Annotated in this window: 22 protein-coding genes; 14 read left to right on the top strand and 8 right to left on the bottom strand. The window is 72.3% G+C overall.

The window, feature by feature from the left end:
* The first annotated feature begins 58 nt into the window (after positions 1 to 58).
* Positions 59 to 1,645: a cell division protein PerM gene (locus IE263_RS07425; RefSeq protein WP_229910836.1), complete on the top strand. Its 1,587-nt coding sequence runs from the start codon at positions 59 to 61 to the stop codon at positions 1,643 to 1,645.
* A 170-nt stretch (positions 1,646 to 1,815) separates the two neighbouring features.
* On the opposite strand, the gene IE263_RS07430 is transcribed toward IE263_RS07425, so the two are convergent.
* Positions 1,816 to 2,586: a hypothetical protein gene (locus IE263_RS07430; RefSeq protein ID WP_189933544.1), complete on the bottom strand. Its 771-nt coding sequence runs from the start codon at positions 2,584 to 2,586 to the stop codon at positions 1,816 to 1,818.
* Between the two features lie 261 nt (positions 2,587 to 2,847).
* On the opposite strand from IE263_RS07430, the gene purN reads away from it, so the two are divergent.
* Positions 2,848 to 3,477 (top strand): phosphoribosylglycinamide formyltransferase, encoded by a 630-nt coding sequence (gene purN / locus IE263_RS07435; protein WP_189933546.1) that lies wholly within the window; start codon positions 2,848 to 2,850, stop codon positions 3,475 to 3,477.
* On the top strand, positions 3,474 to 5,045 hold the full coding sequence (purH, locus tag IE263_RS07440) for a bifunctional phosphoribosylaminoimidazolecarboxamide formyltransferase/IMP cyclohydrolase (protein ID WP_189933548.1): 1,572 nt from the start codon (positions 3,474 to 3,476) through the stop codon (positions 5,043 to 5,045). Before purN ends, purH begins: the two co-directional genes overlap by 4 nt.
* A gap of 129 nt (positions 5,046 to 5,174) precedes the next feature.
* Here purH and IE263_RS07445 read toward each other — a convergent pair whose 3' ends face one another.
* The 5 genes from IE263_RS07445 to IE263_RS07465 all read right to left on the bottom strand — a co-directional run bounded on the left by IE263_RS07445 (position 5,175) and on the right by IE263_RS07465 (position 9,820).
* Complete coding sequence (locus tag IE263_RS07445; RefSeq protein ID WP_189933550.1) at positions 5,175 to 5,759, bottom strand: peptidoglycan-binding domain-containing protein; 585 nt, start codon at positions 5,757 to 5,759, stop codon at positions 5,175 to 5,177.
* Between the two features lie 546 nt (positions 5,760 to 6,305).
* Entirely contained in the window at positions 6,306 to 6,485 is a 180-nt protein-coding gene (locus IE263_RS07450; RefSeq protein ID WP_189933552.1) for a hypothetical protein, read from the bottom strand.
* Positions 6,486 to 6,774: 289 nt separating this feature from the next.
* The gene (locus tag IE263_RS07455) at positions 6,775 to 8,223 is read right to left on the bottom strand and encodes a serine/threonine-protein kinase (protein ID WP_189933554.1); all 1,449 of its coding nucleotides are present in this window, start codon (positions 8,221 to 8,223) and stop codon (positions 6,775 to 6,777) included.
* Positions 8,220 to 8,966 carry an FHA domain-containing protein gene (locus tag IE263_RS07460; protein WP_189934287.1) on the bottom strand — a complete coding sequence of 249 codons (747 nt, stop codon included), beginning with the start codon at positions 8,964 to 8,966 and terminating at the stop codon, positions 8,220 to 8,222. Before IE263_RS07460 ends, IE263_RS07455 begins: the two co-directional genes overlap by 4 nt.
* Before the next feature lie 185 nt (positions 8,967 to 9,151).
* The gene (locus IE263_RS07465) at positions 9,152 to 9,820 is read right to left on the bottom strand and encodes a hypothetical protein (protein WP_189933556.1); all 669 of its coding nucleotides are present in this window, start codon (positions 9,818 to 9,820) and stop codon (positions 9,152 to 9,154) included.
* A gap of 286 nt (positions 9,821 to 10,106) precedes the next feature.
* On the opposite strand from IE263_RS07465, the gene IE263_RS07470 reads away from it, so the two are divergent.
* The 5 genes from IE263_RS07470 to IE263_RS07490 all read left to right on the top strand — a co-directional run bounded on the left by IE263_RS07470 (position 10,107) and on the right by IE263_RS07490 (position 14,578).
* Positions 10,107 to 10,961, top strand: a complete 855-nt coding sequence (locus IE263_RS07470) for a bifunctional methylenetetrahydrofolate dehydrogenase/methenyltetrahydrofolate cyclohydrolase (RefSeq protein ID WP_189933558.1) — start codon at positions 10,107 to 10,109, stop codon at positions 10,959 to 10,961.
* 49 nt (positions 10,962 to 11,010) lie between these two features.
* A complete protein-coding gene (locus IE263_RS07475; RefSeq protein WP_189934289.1) occupies positions 11,011 to 11,460 on the top strand; it encodes a DUF3017 domain-containing protein in 450 nt (149 codons plus the stop codon).
* A 258-nt stretch (positions 11,461 to 11,718) separates the two neighbouring features.
* The gene (locus IE263_RS07480; protein WP_189933560.1) at positions 11,719 to 12,201 is read left to right on the top strand and encodes a helix-turn-helix domain-containing protein; all 483 of its coding nucleotides are present in this window, start codon (positions 11,719 to 11,721) and stop codon (positions 12,199 to 12,201) included.
* 46 nt (positions 12,202 to 12,247) lie between these two features.
* Positions 12,248 to 13,222, top strand: a complete 975-nt coding sequence (locus IE263_RS07485) for a helix-turn-helix domain-containing protein (protein ID WP_229910837.1) — start codon at positions 12,248 to 12,250, stop codon at positions 13,220 to 13,222.
* 366 nt (positions 13,223 to 13,588) lie between these two features.
* Complete coding sequence (locus IE263_RS07490; RefSeq protein WP_189933562.1) at positions 13,589 to 14,578, top strand: malate dehydrogenase; 990 nt, start codon at positions 13,589 to 13,591, stop codon at positions 14,576 to 14,578.
* Positions 14,579 to 14,746: 168 nt separating this feature from the next.
* On the opposite strand, the gene IE263_RS07495 is transcribed toward IE263_RS07490, so the two are convergent.
* Complete coding sequence (locus tag IE263_RS07495) at positions 14,747 to 15,871, bottom strand: helix-turn-helix transcriptional regulator (RefSeq protein WP_189933564.1); 1,125 nt, start codon at positions 15,869 to 15,871, stop codon at positions 14,747 to 14,749.
* Positions 15,872 to 15,928: 57 nt separating this feature from the next.
* Here IE263_RS07495 and IE263_RS07500 point away from each other — a divergent pair, with 57 nt between their 5' ends.
* Together IE263_RS07500 and IE263_RS07505 are read left to right on the top strand one after the other, a co-directional pair.
* On the top strand, positions 15,929 to 16,483 hold the full coding sequence (locus tag IE263_RS07500) for a DinB family protein (RefSeq protein ID WP_189933566.1): 555 nt from the start codon (positions 15,929 to 15,931) through the stop codon (positions 16,481 to 16,483).
* Positions 16,480 to 17,097 carry a GNAT family N-acetyltransferase gene (locus IE263_RS07505; RefSeq protein WP_229910838.1) on the top strand — a complete coding sequence of 206 codons (618 nt, stop codon included), beginning with the start codon at positions 16,480 to 16,482 and terminating at the stop codon, positions 17,095 to 17,097. Before IE263_RS07500 ends, IE263_RS07505 begins: the two co-directional genes overlap by 4 nt.
* Before the next feature lie 31 nt (positions 17,098 to 17,128).
* On the opposite strand, the gene IE263_RS07510 is transcribed toward IE263_RS07505, so the two are convergent.
* Complete coding sequence (locus IE263_RS07510; protein ID WP_189933567.1) at positions 17,129 to 17,887, bottom strand: LolA-like protein; 759 nt, start codon at positions 17,885 to 17,887, stop codon at positions 17,129 to 17,131.
* 181 nt (positions 17,888 to 18,068) lie between these two features.
* On the opposite strand from IE263_RS07510, the gene IE263_RS07515 reads away from it, so the two are divergent.
* The 4 genes from IE263_RS07515 to IE263_RS07530 all read left to right on the top strand — a co-directional run bounded on the left by IE263_RS07515 (position 18,069) and on the right by IE263_RS07530 (position 24,431).
* Positions 18,069 to 19,589, top strand: a complete 1,521-nt coding sequence (locus IE263_RS07515; protein WP_189933569.1) for an aldehyde dehydrogenase family protein — start codon at positions 18,069 to 18,071, stop codon at positions 19,587 to 19,589.
* Positions 19,590 to 19,723: 134 nt separating this feature from the next.
* Positions 19,724 to 21,256: a GMC family oxidoreductase gene (locus IE263_RS07520; protein ID WP_189933571.1), complete on the top strand. Its 1,533-nt coding sequence runs from the start codon at positions 19,724 to 19,726 to the stop codon at positions 21,254 to 21,256.
* On the top strand, positions 21,253 to 22,491 hold the full coding sequence (locus IE263_RS07525) for a quaternary amine ABC transporter ATP-binding protein (protein WP_189933573.1): 1,239 nt from the start codon (positions 21,253 to 21,255) through the stop codon (positions 22,489 to 22,491). The genes IE263_RS07520 and IE263_RS07525 overlap by 4 nt, the downstream gene beginning before the upstream one ends.
* On the top strand, positions 22,491 to 24,431 hold the full coding sequence (locus IE263_RS07530) for an ABC transporter permease (RefSeq protein ID WP_189933576.1): 1,941 nt from the start codon (positions 22,491 to 22,493) through the stop codon (positions 24,429 to 24,431). The genes IE263_RS07525 and IE263_RS07530 overlap by 1 nt, the downstream gene beginning before the upstream one ends.

Here is a 24,431-nt window from a genome sequence, read left to right on the forward strand (position 1 = left end):
TTGAGCGACACGGCGGAACTTCGCCTGTTACGGCCGAAAAGCGCGTGTCGTTGGGAGCATGACGGGCATGATCCGCATGACCGCTCGACGGCCGTCGCTGTCGCCCCTGCTCACCCGGATGCGCGACCGTTCGCCCGGACTCGGAGGCGGCCTCCTCGACGGGGTGCTGGCGGCCGGGCTGGGGCTCGGTTCGTTCGCCGCGCTGGTCATGATGCTGTGGGTCAGTTCTCCGTATCCCGACAGCGGTCCGGGCGGGGCGCTGCATGTCGCTGCCGCGCTGTGGCTGTTGGCCCATGGCGCGGATCTGGTGCGCGCCGACACGTTGTCCGGGGTGCCGGCGCCGGTCGGCGTCACGCCGTTGCTGCTGCTCGCTCTGCCGGTGTGGCTGGTACACCGGGCCGGGCGGGACGCGGTGTACGGGGGCTGCGGGGGCGGGGAGGAGGACGCTCCGCTGGTGGCGGCGCGGACGGCGTGGGTGGGAGTGGTCGTCGGGTATCTCGCCGTCGGAGTGGGCGCGGCGGTCTATGCGGCGGGTGGCGTGTTGCGGCCCTCGTGGGTGTGGACGGTGGTGTGCCTGCCGGTCGTCGCGGTGGGGGCGGCGGGGGCGGGTGTGTGGACCGCGTACGGGCGTCCGCGTGGGCCTGTGGACCGTGTGCTGCTGGTGCTGCCCCGGTGGGTGCGGCGTCTTGCGGCGGGAGTTGAGGGGCGGGAGCGGATGGGGGTGGTGGTGCGGGCGGCGCTGGCCGGGGTGGCTGCGCTGGTCGGGGGTGGGGCGATGCTGGTGGCGCTGTCGTCGGTGTGGCATTTCGGGGCGACGCGGGCGGCGTTTCTGCAGCTGACGGAGGGGTGGTCGGGGCGGTTCGCGGTGTTGTTGCTGTGTGTGGCGCTGGTGCCCAATGCGGCGATGTGGGCTGCGGCGTACGCGGTCGGGCCCGGGTTTGTGCTGGGGGCGGGGCATGCGGTGGGGCCGTGGGCGTCGGATCCGGCGCCGTTGTTGCCGCCGTTTCCGTTGCTCGCGGCGGTGCCGGAGGCGGGGGCTGCGGGGCCGTGGAACTGGGCGGCCGGGGTGGTGCCGGTGATCGCCGGCGTGACGATGGGGGTCTTTGTGGGGCAGGCAGGGGTGAGGTGGTCGCTGGGGGCGGCTGTGGGGGTGGTGGTGTCGGCGGGGGTGATGTGTGGGGCGTTGGCCGGGGTGCTGGGAGGGATGGCGGGTGGGCCGTTGGGGGTGGCGGCGTTGGGTCGTTTCGGGCCGGTGGGGTGGCAGGTGGCGGTGGCGGTGGCGGGGTGGATGGTGGTGTTGGGGGTGCCGGTGGTTTGGGGGGTGCGGGGGTGGTTGGGGCGGGAGAGGAGGGTGGATGCGGGGTCGGCGTCGCCGTCGGCGGTGGTTTCGGGGGCGGCGGTGGCTTTGGCTTCGGCTTCGGCGCCGTCGGCGGCGGGGGCTTTCGAGGTCGGAGGAGGGGATGTGGACTTCGACTTCGGGGGTGAGCCGTATGACTTTGAGCGGGTGGAGGCTGCCGCGGGGGTGGAGGCGGGGTGGTACGGGGAGGACGCGCGGGAGGTGCGGTGGGCGGCCTTGCGGGAGGCGGGGGAGGGGTCTGAGGAGAGGGAGGGTGGCGGTGAGGGTGGGGGCCCGGAGTCGCCGTGACCGGCAAGGGGGTTTTCGCCCCCGCCGCCCCTACCCTTCCCGTCCCCCAGGGGCTCCGCCCCTTCGACCCCGCCAGGGGGCTCCGCCCCCTGAACCCCCGATCGGCCCTGAACGGGCCTCGTCCTCAAACGCCGGACGGGCTGATCTTGGTCACGGCACTCGGCCCCGGCTCAGCTGTTGACGCCCAGAATTCCGCGCAGTTCCTTCGGCAGCAGGTCGCTGCAGGACTGCTTGGCCTCGTGCGTCAGGGCGTCGTTGGTGCAGGTGTAGTAGTCGCGGTAGACCAGCTGTGCGGTGAAGGTGACCGCGACCAGGGCCAGGGCCAGGGAGGCCGTGACCAGGCCGCTGATGGCGGCGGTGGTCTGGGGGCGGCCGGTTTCGGGGGCGGGCGGGGTGTTCGGGTCGGGCGTGCGGGGCTTGCCGCGGAGGGCGCTGATGCCCCAGTGGAGGGCGAGGGCGCCGAGCAGCAGGGCCACGTACGGCCAGCCGAAGAGGGCGAAGAAGAAGGCCCACATGCCGCACAGCAGGGCGTACCGCGCGCGGCGCTGGGCGGGGTCCTTCGGGTCCCAGCGAGGGGTCGGGGGCGGGCTGCCGGGGCCGCCGCCCTCGGGGCGCTCGCCGAAGCCGCCGGGGGAGCGGCCGGGCTGGCGGTCGCTCCACTGGCTGCCCCACGGGGCGCCGCCGTCCTGGCCCCCGCCGGAACTGCCGTCGCCCGGTGCCGGACGGCGGGGCTGCCACGGGCGGTCGGGAGTGCCCTCCGGCGGCGGGGCGAAGGGGTTGTCGTCCTGCTGGTCGCCCGAGGCGCCCTCGTCGCCGTTCCCGCGGCCCGAGGGCGCGTCGGGCGGGGACGCTGGGCGCTCCCGCAGCAGCACGGCGCCGCGCTCCCCTCCCTGCGGTGACTGCGGGGGGAGCGTGAGGAGTCGCAGACTGCGGTCCGGCATCAAGAGAGCGTCTTCCCCTAGGTGATACGGCTGTCTGGTGTCTGGCGTGAGCTGTCACTTCGGGAACGTGCCGCACGGCGACCGCGTTCCCGAGTCCGTTCCTCCCAGACGCTACCTTCCGGCCACGCCCCCGTCCCGTCTGGGCCGTCCGGAGTGCCGGTATCGTTGCTGACGGTCGGCCGCTTCGTAGACTTCCCTGTATCCCGGGGCGCGAAGCATTCGTACGACCGTACAAACGCACCCCCGAGAAAGGGCCCCGCCGTGGCCGCCAAGTCCGTGGCCAAGCGCCTCGTCGTGCTGGTCTCCGGATCCGGTACGAACCTTCAGGCGCTGCTCGACGAGATCGCCGCCATCGGAGCCGAGACCTACGGCGCCGAGATCGTGGCCGTCGGCGCCGACCGTGAGGGCATCGAAGGGCTCGCGCGGGCCGAGCGGGCCGGGATCCCCACCTTTGTGCGGAAGGTCAAGGACTTCGGGACGCGGGAGGAGTGGGACGCCGCCCTCGCCGAGGCCGTCGCCGCCTACGAGCCCGACCTCGTCGTGTCCGCCGGGTTCATGAAGATCGTGGGGAAGGCGTTTCTGGCGCGGTTCGGCGGGCGGTTCGTCAACACCCATCCCGCCCTGCTGCCCAGCTTCCCGGGAGCCCACGGCGTCCGTGACGCCCTCGCGTACGGCGCCAAGGTCACCGGTTGCACCGTCCACTTCGTCGACGACGGCGTCGACACCGGGCCGATCATCGCTCAGGGCGTGGTGGAGGTCCGGGACGAGGACGACGAGAGCGCGCTGCACGAGCGCATCAAGGAAGTCGAGCGAAGGCTGCTCGTCGAGGTCGTGGGGCGGATCGCCCGCAACGGCTATCGCATTGAGGGACGAAAGGTAGTTATCCAGTGACCGCCCAGAGCACGGACAGCGGCAAGCGGGCCATCCGGCGCGCACTCGTCAGCGTCTATGACAAGACCGGGCTCGAGGAGCTCGCCCGCGGGCTGCACGAGGCCGGTGTCGCACTCGTCTCCACCGGGTCCACCGCCTCCCGTATCGCCGCCGCCGGCGTCCCCGTCACCAAGGTCGAGGAGCTCACCGGCTTCCCCGAGTGCCTGGACGGCCGTGTCAAGACCCTCCACCCCAAGGTCCACGCCGGCATCCTCGCCGACCTGCGGCTCCCCGAGCACCAGCGCCAGCTGGAGGAGCTGGGCGTCGAGCCGTTCGACCTCGTCGTCGTCAACCTCTACCCGTTCCGCGAGACGGTCGCCTCCGGCGCCTCGCCCGACGAGTGCGTCGAGCAGATCGACATCGGCGGGCCGTCGATGGTGCGTGCCGCCGCCAAGAACCACCCGTCGGTCGCCGTGGTCACCAGCCCGGCGCGGTACGCCGACGTCCTCGCGGCGGTCGGCAACGGCGGCTTCGACCTCGACACCCGCAAGCGGCTGGCCGCCGAGGCCTTCCGGCACACGGCCGAGTACGACATCGCGGTCTCCTCCTGGTTCGCCTCCGTCTACGCCCCGGCCGACGACTCGCAGTTCCCGAGCTTCCTCGCCACCAGCCTGGAGCGCGCGCACACCCTGCGCTACGGCGAGAACCCGCACCAGCCCGCCGCCCTCTACACCGCCGGCACGGGCGGTCTGGCGGAGGCCGAGCAGTTGCACGGCAAGGAGATGTCGTACAACAACTACACGGACACGGACGCCGCCCGCCGTGCCGCGTACGACCACGACGAGCCGGCTGTGGCGATCATCAAGCACGCCAACCCGTGCGGCATCGCGATCGGCGCGGACGTCGCCGAGGCGCACCGCAAGGCGCACGCCTGCGACCCGCTGTCCGCGTTCGGCGGCGTGATCGCCGTGAACCGGCCCGTCAGCAAGGAGATGGCCGAGCAGGTCGCGGAGATCTTCACCGAGGTCATCGTCGCGCCGGACTACGAGGAGGGGGCCCTGGAGGCCCTCACCAAGAAGAAGAACATCCGCGTGCTGCGCTGCCCCGACAGCCCCGCCCACCCCGTCGACGTCAAGCCGATCGACGGCGGCGCCCTGCTCCAGGTCGCCGACCGCCTCCAGGCCGACGGCGACGACCCCGCCAACTGGACCCTGGCGACCGGCGAGGCGCTCTCCGCCGACGAGCTGCGTGAGCTCGCCTTCGCCTGGAAGGCCTGCCGGGCCGTGAAGTCCAACGCCATCCTGCTCGCCAAGGACGGCGCCTCCGTCGGTGTCGGTATGGGCCAGGTCAACCGGGTCGACTCCGCGAAGCTGGCGGTCGAGCGGGCCGGTGCCGAGCGCGCGCAGGGGTCGTACGCGGCCTCCGACGCGTTCTTCCCCTTCCCGGACGGGCTGCAGATCCTGATCGACGCCGGGGTGAAGGCCGTGGTCCAGCCCGGCGGGTCCGTCCGTGACGAGCTGGTCGTCGAGGCCGCTCAGAAGGCCGGTATCACGATGTACTTCACCGGGACTCGGCACTTCTTCCACTGAGTCCGATGACGTGAGAGGGCCCGCCGACCGTCACCGGTCGGCGGGCCTCCGCGCTGTCTTGCGACGTCGGACGGTCAGCTCGCAGGTTTGAGTGTCATGAATCCTCCTCGTCCTCGTCTCGGAGGGCGCTCAGTCGCAGGTGTTGAGGTTGTATCCCGCGTACTTCGCGGTGCCGGTGTCCTTGTCACCGGTGCTGTAGAAGATGTAGTAGCCGTCGTCGGCGGTGCGGAGCAGGTCGAGGTCGTGCAGCGCGCCGTCGTACCGGACCCTGAGGTACTCGCCGGAGGCCGTGCTGCCCGACACGTAGCGCAGCTTGCTGTCCGCGTAACCGAACGTGTTGGTGCCGACCTTTCCGTCGGCGTCGTTGAACGAGTCGGCCAGGCCCCAGCTGACCTGAAGCCTCTTGGTGGCGTGCTGCGTGTTGGACCCGAAGAGGCCGTCGGCGTCCGAGAGGTCGAAGTCCGTGCCGTCCGACTCGTTGGCGCCCTCGGCCCACAGGATCTGCTGCCACAGGCACGTGACGTTCGAGCTGTTGTACGACGACGTCGACAGGAGCCCCTCGTCGCCGAAGTCGTCCGTGTACGTGCCGGCGCCCCTGACGTACCCGTCGGACGCCGCCGCTGACGCCGGCGAGGCACTGATCGCCAGGGCGCCGGCGGCGAGTGCGGCGACGACTCCGGCGGCGAGGCGAGTGCGGGTCGTACGAAGGCTCATGAGGGTTCCTCCCCGTTGATGTGGTGCTTTGGCGTCTTGCCGTGACCATGCTGGGCGAGGGGAGGGAACGGGGGTACCTATCACGTTTCAGGTATCAGATATCAGGTGTGCGGCTCGCACCACACCGTTGTGCCGGCGGGCGTGAGCCATACACCCCAGCGGCGGGTGATTGCGTCGAGGAGCAGCAGGCCCCGGCCCGTTTCGTCGTCCCCGCCTGGTTCGCCTTCATCACCTCCCTGAAGGCGTAGCCCGAGCCGCCCCCCCCAAGACCAGCAGGGCGTTGGGCCTGGCGATGACGGAGTTGTCGCGCGGGCCTGTCTCATTGAGCCGGGGCACCGTCTCGGTCGCGAAGGCCACCCCAGGATCGCCGTCGCCGAGCCGGACGACCCGGGTGTTCTGTGGGTCGTTGTAGCTGTTCAGCGCGAGCATTCCGTCGCGGTGCGGGAAGACGAAGCCGCTGCGCAGGGGCGCGGGCTGGTGCCTTCGCGGATCGTCTGGGCGTATCCCGCCCAGCGTTGCCACACCGCCCTGGTGTCGTCGTAGGCGTCACCGAGGCGGAGGGCCGGACCACGGGCGGCGCCGCGGGGCGAGGGGGACGCACAGCAGCGTCAGCGCCGGGGGAGCGGTGGGACGCAGCTCCACCTCCCGGAACGGGCCCGCGTCGGCCGGGCCGTGCCAGGTCAGATACCGCACCAGGCCGACGACCCCCGCCGACGCCGCCAGCACGACCGCCGCGACCGCTCCGCCTCCCGGCCGACGGCACCAGGACGACGGACGCGCAGGCCGCCGTCGCCCGCGCGAACCAAGGTGCCGTGCCGAAGTCGTCGGACTGCGGGCCGGGCAGCACGAACGTGAGGGGAAACGCGGCGCACCACGTGAGCACGGCCGCACAGCCCAGCGCGAGCGCGAGGCCGGGCCGCGCGGCGATCGGTTCCCGTTCGTGCCCGGCCAGAGCGCCCCCCCGTATGGCTGACTCCCCGGTGCGTTCATTCTGGGGCAACGGCGGACGGTCCGCTCAGGGCGATGGATCCTGTGACTTTTCAGGTTCTGTCGAAGGTGTTCGGTCGCCGCTGTCGCCACAGTGCTCGATGAGCCGGTGGGACAGGGGTGCGTAGGTGCCCGCCAGATTGCCCTGGGCGTGCTGGCTCGTGCAGCCGGTCCGCATACGGGAGTTGGGGCGGGTGATGTCCTCGCCGACGGGGGTGTAGTCGCGGCCCCGGAAGTAGGCGACGCCGCCCAGGCCCGTCGACTCGTCGCCGTTGTAGAAGATCGATCTCACCGGACGGTCGGCGGTCCACATGCAGGTTTCCCTCCCCGACAGCCAGTCGGGGTCGTCCCCCTCCCAGGCGCACATGTCGCCGTTGCCGTTCTGCTCGCTGAAGAAGCAGACGGATCTGAACGGGCAGCGGTGATAGCCGTACGACGGCCCGTCGTCCCGCATGATCGCGTACGTCACCGTCACGGCCCCCGCCAGGAGCGCCGCGGCGACGGCGGTCACCAGGGCGGGGCGGCGCCACCTGCGCGGGCGCAGGCGCGGCAGGCGGGCGGAGCCGGTGACGCCCGCGGCCTCCTCCACGCGGCGCAGGAGCGTGACCGTGTCGTGCGCGGCCCGCTGCTGATGGGTGGGGGACAGACAGTCGGCGATGATCTGCTGCCAGACGGCGGGAAGCCGGGGCGAGAGACGGAGTTCCTCGGCGCCCCGGGCGTAGCGCATCGCCGCGTCGGCTCGGGCCTCGGTCGTGGAGCCCGGCAGCGGGTACGTGCCGGTGAGGACCACGTGCGCCAGGACCCCGTAGGCCCAGATGTCGGCGGTGGGGCGGATGCGGGTGCCGCGTTCGCTGACCTCGGGCCAGAGCAGCTCGGGTGGGGTGTAGTCGGGGGTGGCGAAGACGGGGGAGTAGGCGTGGGTGCCTTCGAGTTCGGCGGCCGTGTTGAAGTCGGCCAGGCGTACCGAACCGTCCTTCATCAGCAGGACGTTGCCGGGCTTGAGGTCGCCGTGAACCCAGCCGGCGTGGTGCAACTGGTTCAGGCCCTCGCAGATCTGGGCGAGCAGCGCGGGGCCGGAGGCGGGGGCCGGGGCCTGGTCGAGCAGGATGTCCAGGGAACCTTCGGCCCGCTCCAGGACGAGGACGGTGGCGCCGTCGAGTTCGGGGTGATCCGGGTCTTCGACGGTGAGGGCCTCGTGCATGCGGATCAGCCGGGGTGCGCGCAGCCGTTTGAGCAACTCGACCTCGCGCTCGGCCAGTTCACGCAGGTGGTGCAGTTGGCGCGGAGTGCGTGTGCCCGTCGGCAGGAACTTCAGCGCCGCACTCGGCGGCAGTTCGGCGCCGGGCAGCGTGTTCCTGGCCGCGTAGACGGTCGCGAACGCGCCGGACGCGAGGGGCTCGCGCACCTCCCAGCGGCCGACCCGGTAGCCCTTCGGTACGGGGACGGCGTACGGCTGCCCGTGCGTGGACCCGGTCATGACACCGCCTTGCTGGGCACGGGGGCGGTGAGCAGCAGCAGGTCCTCCTCGCGTACGAGGTCGAAGCGGAGGGCCAGCGAGACCAGGGACTCCTTCTTGCCGTTGAGGCGCTGGCCGGGTACCGGGGTGTCCGGGCCGGGTCTGAGACGGAGCTTGACGGCCAGGTAGTCGATGTTCCAGGAGACGGCGGAGCGGCTGGCGGCGGGCCAGGAGGGACGCAGCCGCTCGACCACCTCGTCGACGGTGGGCAGCGGGGCGTGTGGCGCACGGCGCAGACGGGGCTCGCACAGGGCGGCCAGTACGGCGAAATACCGTTTGGTGCGGTCGAGCGCGAACGCCGGGGCCGTGGCGGCGCCGGGAGCCCCCGGGCCGGCGGCGCGGGCGCGGAAGCCGTGGCACGGCGCCCACACGTCGAAGCTGAGCAGGTCGCCGGCGGCGGGCAGGACCACCCGGGAGAACTCGAACGGGATGGGCGCGTCCTGGCGGCCGGGAGCGACCTTGACGTGCTCGCCCGCCCCTTCGGGGTTCTCCACCACGTAGGTCTGATGGGCGCTGTGGTTGCTCAGTATCCAGAACGCGCGATGTGCGGTGATCTCCCCGGCCACCCGGGACACCCCGTCGTGCGCGATCACCAGGTCGTTGCCCGGCGTGGTCCGGCCGAACGCGAGTCGCTCGCCCGGACCGATCCGCAGATGACTGCCGGGCCCTTCGCAGTCCGGCGGTACGACGATGATGCTGTGCATCGACACGGCCATCGGCCTCCCCCCTGGTCCGACGAGTCAGAGTAAGGGCTTGCTCCCCTGACTCCCGTGCCTTTGCCCGGCATGTCGGACCGGAAGGGAGGCGTCACCGCACACCGTTCACGGAGTATTAAGTTCCTGTTTGCAGAAAGTTCTCCTGGAGGCCGGTCGGGGTTGTGTGGGCCGGATCAGTAACGCGGGCGGCGGAACCAGTCCGCCGTGGCGCGCTTCGCCGAGAAGACGATCAGCAGGACGGCGACGGCGATGATGATCAGGCCGAGCCCCCAGGCCGCGATCATGAAGATGCCGGTGACGATCGCGAACGAGCCGTAGACGATCGAGCACACACGCACGCCGTTGCCGCCCTTGGCGTACTGGAGCAGCAGCACCACGCCGAGGATCGTGAACACGGTGGCCAGGCACAGGAAGAAGACGACGACGCCCTTGCCGAGGTCGGCGAACCGCTCCGCGTCCGGGTCGCCGGTCACCCCCGCCTCGACCATCTCCTCGTCCCACCGGGACAGGACCCAGAGGTAGGAGCCCGCGACGATCGCGTGGGCCAGGGCGATGACGCCCAGCAGGATCCGAGCGGCGCGGGTGATGCCCGGCATCGTCAGCGGGCCGCCCGGGTAGCCGCCCTGGAACTGCGGGTCGCCCGGGTACTGCGGATACGGCTGCTGCCCGTACTGCTGCTGCGGGTAGGGCGGGGCCTGCGGGACGCCGTAGCCCTGCGGCGGAGCGCCGGGCGGCGGGCCCTGCTGCGGGTAGCCGTAGCCGGGGCCGGCCGGGGGTTGCTGGGGGGCCGGGGGCTGCTGGGGCGGCGGCCCGTAGGGGTTGTTCGGCTCGCCGAAACTCATGGCGGTCCTTCCTCCGTGTGCACTCGGGTGCGGGGACGACGCGCGGCACGGTGCGGAGGAAGTTGTTACAGATGCGGTCCGTCCCCCCGGTACTGCCCGCGGCACTGTGCGTCAATCGTTCTGCAGTGGCTGGTTTGTTGTCCAGCCGCATTCCGCAGGAAGTTGTGCAAGTGCAACCTCGTCGATCATGTCCGGAAACGATCAGCGGGCCGGGGAGGGGAAGGGCCCCTCGCTGCCGGGTCACCCGGATTGGAACCGGGAGGCCGTCATCCGGGAGGATGGGACCATGACCGCCCAGATTCTCGATGGCAAGGCCACCGCAGCCGAGATCAAGTCGGATCTGACCGCCCGCGTGGCGGCGCTGAAGGAGAAGGGCGTCACGCCCGGCCTCGGCACGATCCTCGTCGGGGACGATCCCGGCAGCCAGAAGTACGTCGCCGGCAAGCACCGCGACTGCGCCGAGGTCGGCATCGCCTCCATCCAGCGGGAACTGCCCGGCACGGCCACGCAGGAGGAGATCGAGGCGGTCGTACGGGAGCTGAACGAGGATCCGGCCTGCACCGGTTACATCGTCCAGCTGCCGCTCCCGAAGGGCATCGACGAGAACCGCGTCCTGGAGCTCATGGATCCGGCCAAGGACGCCGACGGGCTGCACCCGATGAACCTCGGGCGGCTGGTCCTCAACGAGCCCGCGCCCCTGCCCTGCACGCCCAACGGCGTGCTCACGCTCCTGCGCCGCCACGGCGTCGAGATCAAGGGCGCCGAGGTCGTGGTCGTCGGCCGTGGCGTGACCATCGGGCGCTCGATGCCGCTGCTGCTGACCCGGCGCAGCGAGAACGCCACGGTGACCCAGTGCCACACGGGCACCCGGGACCTCTCCGCGCACCTGAAGCGGGCGGACATCATCGTCGCCGCCGCCGGTTCGGCCCATCTGGTCCGGGCCGAGGACGTCAAGCCGGGCGCGGCCGTCCTCGACGTCGGCGTCTCCCGCAACGCCGAGGGGAAGATCGTGGGCGACGTCCACCCGGACGTCCGCGAGGTCGCCGGCTGGATCTCCCCCAACCCGGGCGGGGTCGGCCCGATGACCCGGGCGCAACTGCTCGTCAACGTGGTCGAGGCGGCGGAGCGCAGTGTCGGCTGAGCCCCGGGACACCCCCGGCGAAACCGAGGACGTCAAGAACATCGACGACATCGACGACATCGAGGTACGCGACCCCGTCAGCGCGCCCGACGCCGACGGCGTGCCGCGGCGCACCACGCGCCGCTTCCCGCTGTTCACCCGGGACACCGCGCGCCCCGAGGGCGGCGGCCGCGCCGCGCCCGGCGACGCCCCGGCGCCGGCCCGGCAGTGGCCGATAATCGCCGTCCTGGGCCTGGTCGCGCTCGGTCTGCTGCTGACCACGTTCGACCAGTTCCGGATCGGCACGATCCTCATCGGCGTGGCCCTGCTCGGTGGTGCGGTCCTGCGCTGGCTGCTGCCCGGCGTCGGCATGCTCGCCGTCCGCTCCCGCTTCACCGACATCGCGACCTACGGCGTGCTGGGCGCGGCGATCGTCCTGCTGGCGCTGATGGCCCAGCCGAATCCGTGGCTGCAGATCCCGTTCCTGAAGGACACCCTGCACTTCACGGTCGACAGCTGACCCTGTGGCGAAGCCACACACGTACGGCGGCCCGTCCTCTCCCCCGAGCCAGGACGGGCCGCCGACGCGTTCCACGCTCCCGCACGGTCGGCGGGCTGTTCAACGGCTGTCCGTGCGCTGTGGCACAGCGGTGACCGTTCCGCCACCGTGTGCGCGCCCCGCCACAGTCCCCGCCGGTCCGGGAACCGTCCGCCGCGCGGACGTCGTCCCTTGAGCGGACCGAAGGCGTGGGCCCGTGGATCGAAGGGGAGCTGGGCGATGAGCACGTGGCAGCCGCTGCCGGACGATCTGCCGTCGGAGGTACGGCACTTCGTGGAGCAGTTGCGGCAGCTGAAGGACGGCACCGGCCTCAGCCTGGCCGCGCTCGGCGCCCGCACCGCGTACAGCAAGTCCTCGTGGCAGCGCTACCTCAACGCCGTGCAGCCACCGCCCCGGCAGGCCGTCGCCGCGCTGTGCCGGGTCGCGGGCCTCGCCGGCGCGGACGCCGAACGCCACTGCGTGCGCTGGGAACTGGCCGTGGAGGCCTGGCCCCGGCCGGCACCGCCGCCGACGGACGCGGGGGCCGCGGGGGCGGCGGGGGACACCGCCGAGTACGAGGACGACCCCACGCTCCCCTGGTGGGAGCGTCTGGAGGAACCACCGCCCCGGCCGGCCGCCGGACGACGCCTCCTCCTCTCTGCGGTCCTGCTCCTGCTCGTCCTGCTGGTCGCCGCGGTGGGGGGAGCCGTGGCGTTCGGCTGAGCGCTAACGTGGCCAACAGGGGACACGGTGGAGGAAGGGGGGATCGATGCCTCGCTGGAAGAACCTGCCCGACGAACTCGACCCGCAGGTCAAGGAGTTCGCCCGTCAGCTGCGCCAGGTCGTGGACCGCAGCGGCCTGAACGTCACACAGCTCGCCGACCGCACGCACTACGGCAGGGCGTCCTGGGAGCGCTACCTCAACGGCCGGCTCCTCGCTCCCAAGGGCGCGGTCGTCGCCCTCGCCGAGGTCACCGGCGCCGACCCCGCCCATCTGATCACCCTGTGGGAGCTGGCCGAGCGCGCCTGGAGCCGTGCGGAGCTGAGGGACGACCTGGGATCCGAGGCCGTACGTCTCTCCCGTGCCCGCACGGTGACGACCCCGGCCACCGGCCGCGCCGGCCCCACGGACGTGTCCCCGACGTCGCCGCCGCCGCCACCGCCGGTGCCGGTGCCGGAGGATCCCGGCGGGACGTCCCCCGAGGGCCCCGGCGCGACGTCCCCGGAGGGCCCCGGCCCTGCCACCCCGGGTCGCCGCGCCCGGCGTCCCGCGCTCTTCCTCGCCGGTGTCGCCGGCGTCGCGATCGTCACCGCGGGCGCCTTCTTCCTCGACGGCGGCGCGCCCGAGCAGAACAGGACGACCGCCGGCCCGCCCTCCCCGTCCGCCAGCCCCCACCCCTCTCTTCCGCCCGGCGTGCACTGCCACGGCGCCGACTGCGAAGGCAAGGACGCGGAGCAGATGGGCTGCAGCGGCAACCTCGTCACCACGGCGAAGAGCGCGACCGTCGGCACGACCCTCGTCGAGGTCCGCTACAGCAGGACGTGCGGGGCGGCGTGGGGGCGGATCACCCAGGCCGGGGTGGGGGACGTGGTGCGGGTGACGGTCGGTTCCACCCGCCGGACGGGCGACATCACCACGGCCGGCGACACCATCGCGTACACCCCGATGGTGGCGGTGAAGGAGGCGGCGGAGGCACAGGCGTGCGCGGTGCTGGCGTCGGGGCAGCAGGGGTGCACGCCGTAGAAGGCCGCAGAAGGCGTCGGGGAGCAGGGCCGCACGCCGCAGGAGGCGCAGGAAAACGGCGGCCGCCGGTCCGGGAGAGGTGGAACCGACGGCCGCCGGGTGGGGGTAACCGGGTGGTGCCGGACTCCCGTGGGGGTACGGTTCGCGTGCCCGGGTTGGGGAGCGGTATTCCTGTGAACGCCGGGTTTTTTTGTGGGCCCGGCACTACAGGGAGACCCACACTCTGTGGGACGGGCCACACGGCCCCGGACGTCCGGGATCCCGGATGCGCGATAGCCTGACCGCTGGATCTCTCTTGACGCCAAGAGATCGATCAAACGTCCGGGGCAGGGACGCCCCACCGCCAGCTGTCATACGGAGAACGCCATGACCCGCACTCCCGTGAACGTCACCGTCACCGGCGCGGCCGGCCAGATCGGTTACGCCCTGCTCTTCCGCATCGCCTCCGGCCAGCTGCTCGGCGCGGACGTGCCGGTCAAGCTGCGCCTCCTGGAGATCACCCCGGCGCTGAAGGCCGCCGAGGGCACGGCCATGGAGCTGGACGACTGCGCGTTCCCGCTGCTCCAGGGCATCGACATCACCGACGACCCGAACGTCGCCTTCGACGGCGCCAACGTCGCCCTCCTGGTGGGCGCCCGCCCGCGCACCAAGGGCATGGAGCGCGGTGACCTGCTGGAGGCCAACGGCGGCATCTTCAAGCCGCAGGGCAAGGCCATCAACGACCACGCCGCGGACGACATCCGGGTGCTGGTCGTGGGCAACCCGGCCAACACCAACGCGCTGATCGCCCAGGCTGCCGCGCCGGACGTACCGGCCGAGCGCTTCACCGCGATGACGCGTCTGGACCATAACCGCGCGCTGACCCAGCTGGCGAAGAAGACGGGCTCCACGGTCGCCGACATCAAGCGTCTGACCATCTGGGGCAACCACTCCGCCACGCAGTACCCGGACATCTTCCACGCCATCGTCGCCGGCAAGAACGCCGCGGAGGTCGTCAACGACGAGAAGTGGCTGGCCGAGGACTTCATCCCGACCGTCGCCAAGCGTGGCGCGGCGATCATCGAGGCCCGTGGCGCCTCGTCGGCCGCCTCCGCCGCCAACGCCGCCATCGACCACGTCTTCACCTGGACCAACGGCACCGCCGAGGGCGACTGGACCTCCGCCGGCATCCCGTCGGACGGTTCCTACGGCGTCCCGGAGGGCCTCATCTCCTCCTTCCCGGTCACCGCGAAGGACGGCAAGTTCGAGATCGTCCAGGGTCTGGACATCAACGAGTTCTCGCGGGCGCGGATCGACGCGTCCGTGAAGGAGCTGGAGGAGGAGCGGGACGCGGTGCGCTCGCTCGGTCTTATCTGAGTCACCTGACTCAACGGTTTCCGGTCTGATCCCCGGGTGGCGTGGGCTGCCTGGGGATCAGTGCGTTTTCGCTCCGCGGGGGTGCGGGAGCGGATGCGGTCGGGGTGGGTGCTGCTGGTTGCCGGGTGCGGGTCCGTTGTGGCTGGTCGCGCAGTTCCCCGCGCCCCTTTAGGTCGGTTGGGCAGCCGCATGCTGCAAAGCGCCGCCCCTGCCGTCACCGCCGCCCCCGCCGCCCCCGCCGGCCCCGTCGTCCACGTCGGCGCCGGCCCCGCCGGCCCCGCCGCCACCGGCCCCGCCGCCACCGGCCCCGTCGTCCACGTCGGCCCCGGCCCCGCCGGCCCCCGAAGTGTGCTCCGCCGCCGACAGCAGGCGTTGGCCCAAGTTTCTTGCCGCCTCCTGGAGTTCCCTCGGTCCGAGGATTCTGAACGGGGCGTTCAGGGCGGTCAGTTGGCGTACGTACCACTCCGGTTCGTCCGTCGTGGCCAGGAGGCGGGTCGTATGGGCGTCGAGGGGTTCGAGGCGGCCCAGGGTGCGGGGGAGGTGGCGGGCGACCTGGGTGGCGGGGGCGTCGATGACGACCTCGACCTCGTACGTCCAGCCCTCCGCGAGGTGTTCCTCCAGGGTCGTGAGGGCGTCGAGGTCCTCCGGCGGGGTGAACGTGGTGTCGAGGGTGGTGACTTCGGTGACGCGGTCCACGCGCAGGACGCGGCGGGCGTCGCGGGTGTGCGACCAGCACAGCAGGTACCAGCGGCCGTGGTGGACGACGACCGCCCACGGGTCGACCTCCATCGTGCGGACACCCTTCGCGCCCAGGTGGTAACCGAGGCGCAGTCCGCGGTGGGCGGCGCAGGCCTGGACGAGGGTGGCGGTGGTGGCGGGGGCGGGGGTCGTCGTGTCGCCTTGGGCGCGGACGTGGCGGACCGCTTCGGCGGGGGCGGCCACCGGTTCCGGCAGCACCCGCAGCAGCTTGTCCAGGGCGCCGCCCACCGGACCGGCCGGGTCCGCCGCGTCGTGGTGGCCGTCCAGGACCGCCATCACCAGGCCGAGCGCCTCGGCGGCCGTGAACATCAGCGGGGCCGGGCGCAGGCCGCGGCCGAGGCGGTAGCCGCCGTAGGGGCCGCGGGTCGACTCGACGGGGATGCCGGCCTCCCGCAGGATGCCGACGTACCGGCGGGCGGCCCGCTCGGAGACGCCGAGGCGGGCGGCGAGGCGTTCGGCGGTGATGCCGGGGCCGGCCTGGAGCAGTTCCAGGGCGAGCAGGGCGCGGGCGGTGGGGCTTTCGTCGTGCCGCATGATCTCCTCGATGATTCCGGCAGTGGATCGTCCGGAACGGACCGTAGCCTGCGGCACATGAGCGAGAACACCGAATCTCCCCTGCTCCGGGAGCCGCCCGTCGCGGGCAGCGAGGCCGACACCCTGATCGGCTCCCTGGAGCGGCAGCGCAGGACCCTGGCGTGGAAGTGCGAGGGCCTGGACGCGGACGGCCTGAACGCACGCCTCGCCCCCTCCTCGATCACCCTGGGCGGTCTGCTGAAGCATCTGGCCCTGATGGAGGAGGAGTACTTCTCCCGGCGGCTGCTCGGGAAGGAGCTGGGCCCGCCGTGGAACGCCGTGGACTGGGACGCGGACCCGGACTGGGAGTGGCACTCGGCCGCCTCCGACACCCCCGGGCAGCTGTACGCGCTGTGGGAGAACGCCGTCGCCGCCTCGCGGGCGAACCTGCGCCAGGTGCCGGCCGAGGGCGGCCTCGACACCCTGGCCCGCCTCGCCTGGCCCGACGGGCGCGCACCCAGCCTGCGGCGCATCCTGGTCGACCTCGTCGAGGAGTACGCCCGTCACGTCGGCCACGCCGACCTCGTCCGGGAGTCGATCGACGGCCGGGTGGGGGAGGACCCGCCCCGGTGAGCGACGCCCCCATCCCGCCCGAGGCCCTGGACGTCCGCCCCGCCAACGAGGCCTCCTGGGACGACCTCCAGGCAGTCTTCGGCACGACCGACTACCCGGGTCGCTGCCAGTGCCAGCGGTACAAGGTCCCCGAGCACGACTGGGCTTCGGCCACCCCCGAGGAACGCGCCGCACGCCTGCGCGAGCAGACCCGCTGCGAAACTCCGGACGCCGACGCGACGACCGGCCTGCTCGCCTACTTCGACGGCACCCCCGTCGGCTGGGCCGCCGTGGAACCCCGCGCCGCCTACCCCCGGCTGCTGCGCACCCGCGTCCCCTGGACCGGCCGCAAGGAGGACCGCGCCGACCCCGGCGTCTGGGCGGTGACCTGCCTCCTCACCCGCCGCGGCTTCCGCCGCCGGGGCATCACCTACGGCCTCGCCCGCGCCACGATCCCCTACGCCCGCACCCACGGCGCCCGCGCCCTCGAGGCGTACCCGATGATCACGACACCGGGGGTGGAGATCACCTGGGGCGAGCTGCATGTGGGCAGCCGTGAGGTGTTCGCGGAGGCGGGGTTCGTGGAGGTGAGCAGGCCCACGCTGCGGCGGGTGGTGATGCGGGTCGACTTCTGAGGCCTGCCGGCTTCCGGGATCTCGACGGCGTTCAGCCGCCCAGCAGCTCCTCCCGCACCTGGTCCACGTCCACCGACTCGTCCGCCGAGGGCGTCTGTGACGGCACCGGCTCGTCGTAGTCCGAGAAGGTCACCTTCGTGTCGGTGCCGTCGGCCTTCTGTGTGATCGCGACCAGGCGGTGCGGGCGGTCCGAAGTGACGTACAGGGTCGACGGTTTGCCGTCCTCCTCGCCCTTCAGCGGGACGACCTCGGCGCCGTCGACCGTCGTCTCCTCGCCCTTCGTCAGGGACTTGTCGTCGGACGACAAGCCGGATCTGCCGAACTCCTCCTGGTAGGTGTCCAGGTCGCAGGCCTTGACCACGTCCTTGAGCAGAGCGTCGTCGGAGGACCCGCGGATGTAGCGGTTCCTGACGAACTCGGCCGCCGTGTCGCCCTGGCTGCCGGGCAGCTGCGCCTTCCAGAACGCGGTGTCCGGCTTCAGCCACACCTCTTCGCCCCGTCTGACGATCTCGAGGCTGCCGCCGTTCGCGCCCAGCTCCAGCGTGCCGACGCAGTTGCCGTCCCGGTCGAGGAACAGGTCCATGAAGGTCGGCGCGGTCTTGCTGCTGATCGTGCTCGCGCTGCGATCCGCCAACTTCAGGCGGACGGACTGCGCGTCCAGGAAGGTGTCCTTCGCCTGCTCGGCCAGTTCCCGGGCGCTCAGGTCGTCCGCGTCCGAGGACGCGGCGAGGGTGGGCGACAGGAGCAGGGCCGCACTCGTCGCCACGCAGATCAAGGCTCTCCTGGGCATGGCGTCACCTCACCCTTCAGCCTAAGAATTGCCTGATTTGTCCGCATTTTCAGTGAGGCAGCGCACTTTCGGCCATCGATCGCGCATGCAACCGGAGGTCGGGGGCAGGCGCTCACGGTCCCGGTGAGTGACACGCGTGTGACACAGGGGCAGTGAACAGGAACGGAAGGCAAACCCGATCATGGCGGACACACCAGAACTCCAGGCGCGGAAGACCATCCACGTGGAGGGGGAATGGCGCGATGCCGTCTCCGGTGCCACGCGCGAGATCCTCGACCCCGCGGACGCCCTGCCGTTCGCCGCGGTGGCCGAGGGGGACGAGAAGGACACCGACCTGGCGGTCGCGGCGGCCCGCCAGGCCTTCGACCACGGCCCGTGGCCGCGGACCCCCGCCGCCGAGCGGGCCGCGCTGCTGCGTCGCGTGGCCGACCTCCTCATACGCGACCGCGAAGAACTCGGCCTGCTGGAGAGCCGGGACGCGGGCAAGACCGTCGAGGAGGGCCGGGTCGACATCGACTGCGTCGCCGACGCCTTCCGCTACTTCGCGGACCTCGTCGCCGCCGAGGCCCCCGGCCGGGTCGTCGACGCGGGCTCGCCCGACATCCACAGCGTCGTCGTCCACGAACCCGTCGGGGTGTGCGCGCTGATCACCCCCTGGAACTACCCCCTCCTCCAGGCCAGCTGGAAGATCGCCCCCGCCCTCGCCGCCGGCAACACCTTCGTCGTCAAGCCGAGCGAGATCACTCCCCTGACGACCGTCGCGCTCATCGACCTGCTGGCCGCGGCCGGCCTCCCCGCCGGCGTCGCGAACATCGTCACCGGGCCCGGCCACTCGGTCGGCGCCCGCCTCGCCGAGCACCCCGACGTCGACCTCGTCTCCTTCACCGGCGGCCTGCTCAGCGGCACCAAGGTCGCCCAGGCCGCCGCCCCCACCGTCAAGAAGGTCGCCCTCGAACTCGGCGGCAAGAACCCCAACGTCGTCTTCGCCGACGCCTGCGCCACGGAGGAGGGCTTCGACACCGCCGTCGACCAGGCCCTCAACGCCGCCTTCATCCACAGCGGCCAGGTCTGCTCGGCGGGCGCCCGCCTGATCGTCGAGGAGCCGGTCCGCGACCGTTTCGTCGCCGAACTCGCCCGCCGGGCCGACCGGATCCGCCTGGGCCGTGGCACCGAGGACGGCGTCGAGTGCGGCCCGCTCGTCTCCGAGCAGCAGCGCGCCAAGGTGGAGGCGTATGTCGAGTCCGCCCTCAAGGAGGGCGCGGTGCTGCGCTCCGGCGGCAGGCGGCCCGAGCCGTCCGCCGGGCGGCCCGCCACCGGCTACTTCTACGAGCCGACCGTCCTCGACCACTGCCACCGCGGGATGAGGGTCGTCCGGGAGGAGGTCTTCGGGCCCGTCCTCACCGTCGAGACCTTCCGCACGGAGGACGAGGCCGTCGCCCTGGCCAACGACACCGAGTACGGCCTCGCGGGCGCCGTCTGGACCGCCGACGCCGGCCGGGCGCGCCGGGTCGCGGCCCGTCTGCGCCACGGCACCGTCTGGATCAACGACTTCCACCCCTACCTCCCGCAGGCGGAGTGGGGCGGCTTCGGCAGGAGCGGAGTGGGCCGCGAACTCGGCCCCGCCGGACTCGCCGAGTACCGCGAGACCAAGCACATGTACCAGAACCTCGCGCCGAAGCCGGTGCGGTGGTTCGCGGGCTGAGCCCCCAGCCCCTACGAGCCCCCGGCCGGCCTCGACAGCCGGCACCCCACAGGTCCCCCGACTCCACCGACTTCACCGACTTCACCGACTTCCCCCCAACCCCCCTTCAAGCGCCCCCACTTGGAGACCTCCCCATGTCCCAGTCCCCCCACGTCTACGACTATGTCGTGATCGGCGGCGGCACCGCCGGCTCCGTCATGGCCTCCCGTCTCACCGAGAACCCCGACGTCACGGTCGCCGTCATCGAGGGCGGCCCCAGCGACGTCGGCCGCGACGACGTCCTGACCCTGCGCCGCTGGACGGGCCTGCTCGGCGGCGAACTCGACTACGACTACCCGACCACCGAACAGCCGCGCGGCAACTCCCACATCCGGCACAGCCGCGCCCGCGTCCTCGGCGGCTGTTCCTCCCACAACACGCTCATCGCCTTCAAGCCGCTCCCGTCCGACTGGGACGAGTGGGAGGCGGCCGGCGCGGAGGGCTGGGGCGCGGTCCCCATGGAGGCGTACTACGCGCGGCTCCTGAACAACATCGTCCCGGTCGACGAGAAGGACCGGAACGCCATCGCCCGCGACTTCGTCGACGCGGCGCAGGCGGCACTCGGCGTCCCCCGCGTCGAGGGCTTCAACAAGAAGCCGTTCGACGACGGCGTCGGCTTCTTCGACCTCGCCTACCACCCGGAGAACAACAAGCGGTCGTCGGCCTCGGTGGCGTATCTGCACCCGGTCATGGACGAGCGCCCGAACCTCCACATCCTCCTGGAGACCTGGGCGTACAGGCTGGAGCTGGACGGCACGCGGGCGGAGGGGGTGCACGTCCGCGCCAAGGACGGCGAGGAGTTCCTCGTACAGGCCCGCAACGAGGTCCTGCTCTGCGCGGGAGCCGTCGACTCGCCCCGGCTGCTGCTGCACTCCGGCATCGGACCCAAGGCCGACCTGGACGCGCTCGGCATCCCCGTCGTCCACGACCTGCCCGGCGTCGGCGAGAACCTCCTCGACCACCCCGAGTCGGTGATCGTCTGGGAGACCCACGGCCCGCTCCCCGAGAACTCCGCGATGGACTCCGACGCGGGCCTGTTCGTCCGCCGCGACCCCGACCACGCGGGCCCCGACCTGATGTTCCACTTCTACCAGGTCCCCTTCACGGACAACCCGGAGCGACTGGGCTACGAACGGCCCCCGTACGGCGTCTCCATGACCCCGAACATCCCCAAGCCGCGCAGCCGCGGCCGCCTGTACCTGACCAGCGCCGACCCGGCCGTCAAGCCCGCCCTCGACTTCCGCTACTTCACCGACGAGGACGACCACGACGGCCGCACCCTCGTCGACGGGATCAGGATCGCCCGCGAGATAGCGAAGACCGAGCCGCTGGCCGGCTGGCTCAAACGCGAGGTGGCCCCCGGCCCGGACATCACCGGCGACGAGGAGCTGAGCGAGTACGCCCGCAAGGTCGCGCACACCGTGTACCACCCCGCCGGCACCTGCCGTATGGGCGCGGCCGACGACGAACTGGCCGTCGTCGACCCACGGTTGCGCGTGCGTGGCCTGACCGGCCTCCGGATCGCAGACGCCTCGGTCTTCCCGACGATGACCGCCGTGAACCCGATGATCGGGGTGCTGATGGTCGGGGAGAGGGCGGCCGACCTGGTGCGAGGTGACGCGCGATGACCACGATCACCGACACCCCGGTGTTCTCCGTCGAGGGCCTGTGGAAGGTCTTCGGCCCGAAAGCCGAACGCGTCCCGGCCGACCCGGAGCTGGCGTCCCTCCCGGCCGCCGAACTCCGTTCCCGCACCGGCTGCACGGCCGCCGTGCGGGACGTCTCCTTCGACGTGCGCAAGGGCGAGGTCTTCGTCGTCATGGGCCTGTCCGGCTCCGGCAAGTCCACGCTGGTGCGCTGTCTGACCCGGCTGATCGAGCCGACGGCCGGCACGATCGCCGTCGACGGCGAGGACGTCCGCGCCATGGACCGCACCCGCCTGCGCGAACTGCGCCGCCACCGCGCCGCGATGGTCTTCCAGCACTTCGGCCTCCTCCCGCACCGCACGGTCCTCGACAACGTGGCCTACGGCCTGGAGATCCAGGGCGTCGGCAAGTCCGAACGCCGGACCCGGGCCCGCGAGGTCGTCACCAAGGTCGGCCTGGAGGGCATGGAGCAGCGCAGGCCGGGCCAGCTGTCGGGCGGTCAGCGGCAGCGGGTGGGGCTGGCCCGGGCGTTGGCGGTGGACCCCGAGGTCCTCCTGTTCGACGAGCCGTTCAGCGCGCTCGACCCGCTGATCCGGCGGGACATGCAGGAGGAGGTGATCCGCCTGCACCGCGAGGAGGGCCGCACGATGGTCTTCATCACGCACGACCTCAACGAGGCGCTCAAGCTCGGCGACCGCATCGCCCTGATGCGCGACGGCCGCGTCGTCCAGCTCGGCACCCCGGAGGAGATCGTCGGTTCCCCCGCCGACGACTACGTACGCGAGTTCGTCCGCGACGTACCCCGCGAACAGGTCATGACGGTCCGCACGGCCATGCGCACGGCGTCGATGGAGGAGGCCGGCAACGGCCCGGCGGTCTCCCCGAACGCCACGGTCTCCCAGGCCATCGAGGCAGTGGCGAGGTCGGGCGCACCGGCACGGGTGGTGGACAGGGGCCGCTGCGTGGGAGTGGTGGACTCCGACGCCCTGCTGGGCGTGGTCGCCGGAACGACCCCCGTGGACGCGGACAACGACACCGACGCAACGGCGGGCGACCAGGCCGCCGCAGCCGTGGGCGGCGACTCCGCAGCGGGCAGCCAGGCCGCCGTAGCTGCGGGCAGTCGTGCCGCTGGGGCGGCGCCCGTCCCGGGGAAAGCGGCACCCCGTACGCGCGGGCAGGCGCCCCAATCCCCCGGCACCGACTCGGGGGCGCTGTGATGGCAACGATCACCGCACCCGCCCTACGTGTCACCGTCCCCGGCTTCCTGAAACACCGAGCCGTCCACAAGCTCCTCGCACTGGCCCTGGCCGCAGCGGTCCTCGTACCGATCGCCCACGCCCACTGGCCCGGCACCACATGGCCGGACGCCCTCACCATCGACCTCTCCGACCCCCTCACCCGCGTCAGCGACTGGATCATCGACAACCGGGACAGCCACCCCCTGTTCCTCTACTTCTTCGGCCACATCAGCAACGCCGTGGTCCTCTCGGTCCGCGCCGTCTACCTGGTCCTCCTCGGCCTGGGCTGGGCCGGCGTCACGGCGCTCGGCGCACTCGTCGCCTGGCGAGTCGCGGGACCGAGGCTCGCCGTCGGCACCGCCGTCGCCTTCCTCACCTGCGGCCTCCTCGGCATGTGGGTGCCGACCATGCAGACGCTCGCCCTCATGGTGGTGGCCGTTCTCGCCTCCGTCGCCGTGGGCGCGCTCCTCGGTCTCGCCGCCGGCCTCTCCGACCGGATGGACCGAGCCCTGCGCCCGGTCCTGGACACCATGCAGGTCCTCCCGGCCTTCGCCTACCTCCTCCCCGTCGTCCTGGTCTTCGGCATCGGCGTCCCGGCGGCCGTCCTGGCCACCGTCGTCTACGCCGCCCCGCCCATGGCCCGCCTGACGTCACTGGGCCTGCGCGGTGCGGACAAGGAGGTCCTGGAGGCGGTGGAGTCACTGGGCGCCACCGCACGCCAACGTCTGCTGACCGCCCGTATCCCGCTGGCCCGCAAGGAACTCCTCCTCGGCCTCAACCAGACGATCATGATGGCGCTGTCGATGGCCGTCATCGCGTCGGTGATCGGCGGTGGCGGCCTCGGTGACCGCGTCTACCAGGCGCTGGCCTCGGTCGACGTGGGCGCGGCCCTCACGGCCGGCATCCCGATCGTGCTGCTGGCGGTCGTCCTGGACCGGGTGACGGCGGCGGCGGGCCGCGGCACCGGCGAGTCCCGCCGCACCCGGGGGACGTACGCACTGCTCGCCGCCACCGCGGCCGTGGCCGTGCTCGGCCGGCTCACCGGCCGCCTCGACTGGCCCGAGACCTGGACCCTCGGCATCGCCGAGCCGGTCAACCGTGCCGTCGACTGGATGACCGAGCACCTCTACTCCGGCGTCCCCGTCGTGGGCGGCACCGCCGACTGGGCGGCCCACTTCACCACCTGGGTGCTGGACCCCCTCCGCGACGGCCTGCAGTGGCTGCCCTGGTGGTCGGTCCTGCTCCTCGTCGCCGCGCTCGCGTGGCTGATCGGCACCTGGCGCACCGCGCTCACCGCCGTCCTCGCGATGGCCGCGATCGGTGTGCTCGGTGTGTGGCAGCCGTCGCTCGACACCCTGTCCCAGGTGCTCGCGGCCGTGGCCGTCACCCTCGTCCTGGGCTTCGCGACCGGCGTCGCGGCGGCGCGCAACGAACGCTTCGAGCGGCTGCTCCGCCCCGTCCTGGACGTCTTCCAGACGATGCCGCAATTCGTGTACCTGATCCCGGTCGTCGCGCTGTTCGGCGTGGGCCGCGCCCCGGCGGTCGCCGCGGCCGTCGTCTACGCGCTGCCCGCCGTCGTCCGGATCACCACCCAGGGCCTGCGCCAGGTCGACGCGGCCGCCCTGGAGTCGGCGCGCTCGCTCGGCGCGACCGGCGGCCAGCAGCTGCGGCAGGTGCAACTCCCGCTCGCCCGCCCGGCGTTGCTGCTCGCCGTGAACCAGGGTGTGGTGCTCGTCCTCGCCGTCGTCATCATCGGCGGCCTGGTCGGTGGCGGCGCCCTCGGCTACGACGTCGTCTTCGGCCTCGCCCAGGGCGACCTCGCGACCGGTCTGGTGGCCGGCGCCGCGATCGTCTGCCTCGGCCTGATGCTCGACCGGGTGACCCAGCCGGCCGACCGGCGCGCGAAGAAGGGAGCGTGA

It is taken from the genome of Streptomyces aurantiogriseus (assembly GCF_014649375.1).
In the GTDB taxonomy this organism is placed as follows: Bacteria; Actinomycetota; Actinomycetes; order Streptomycetales; family Streptomycetaceae; genus Streptomyces; species Streptomyces aurantiogriseus.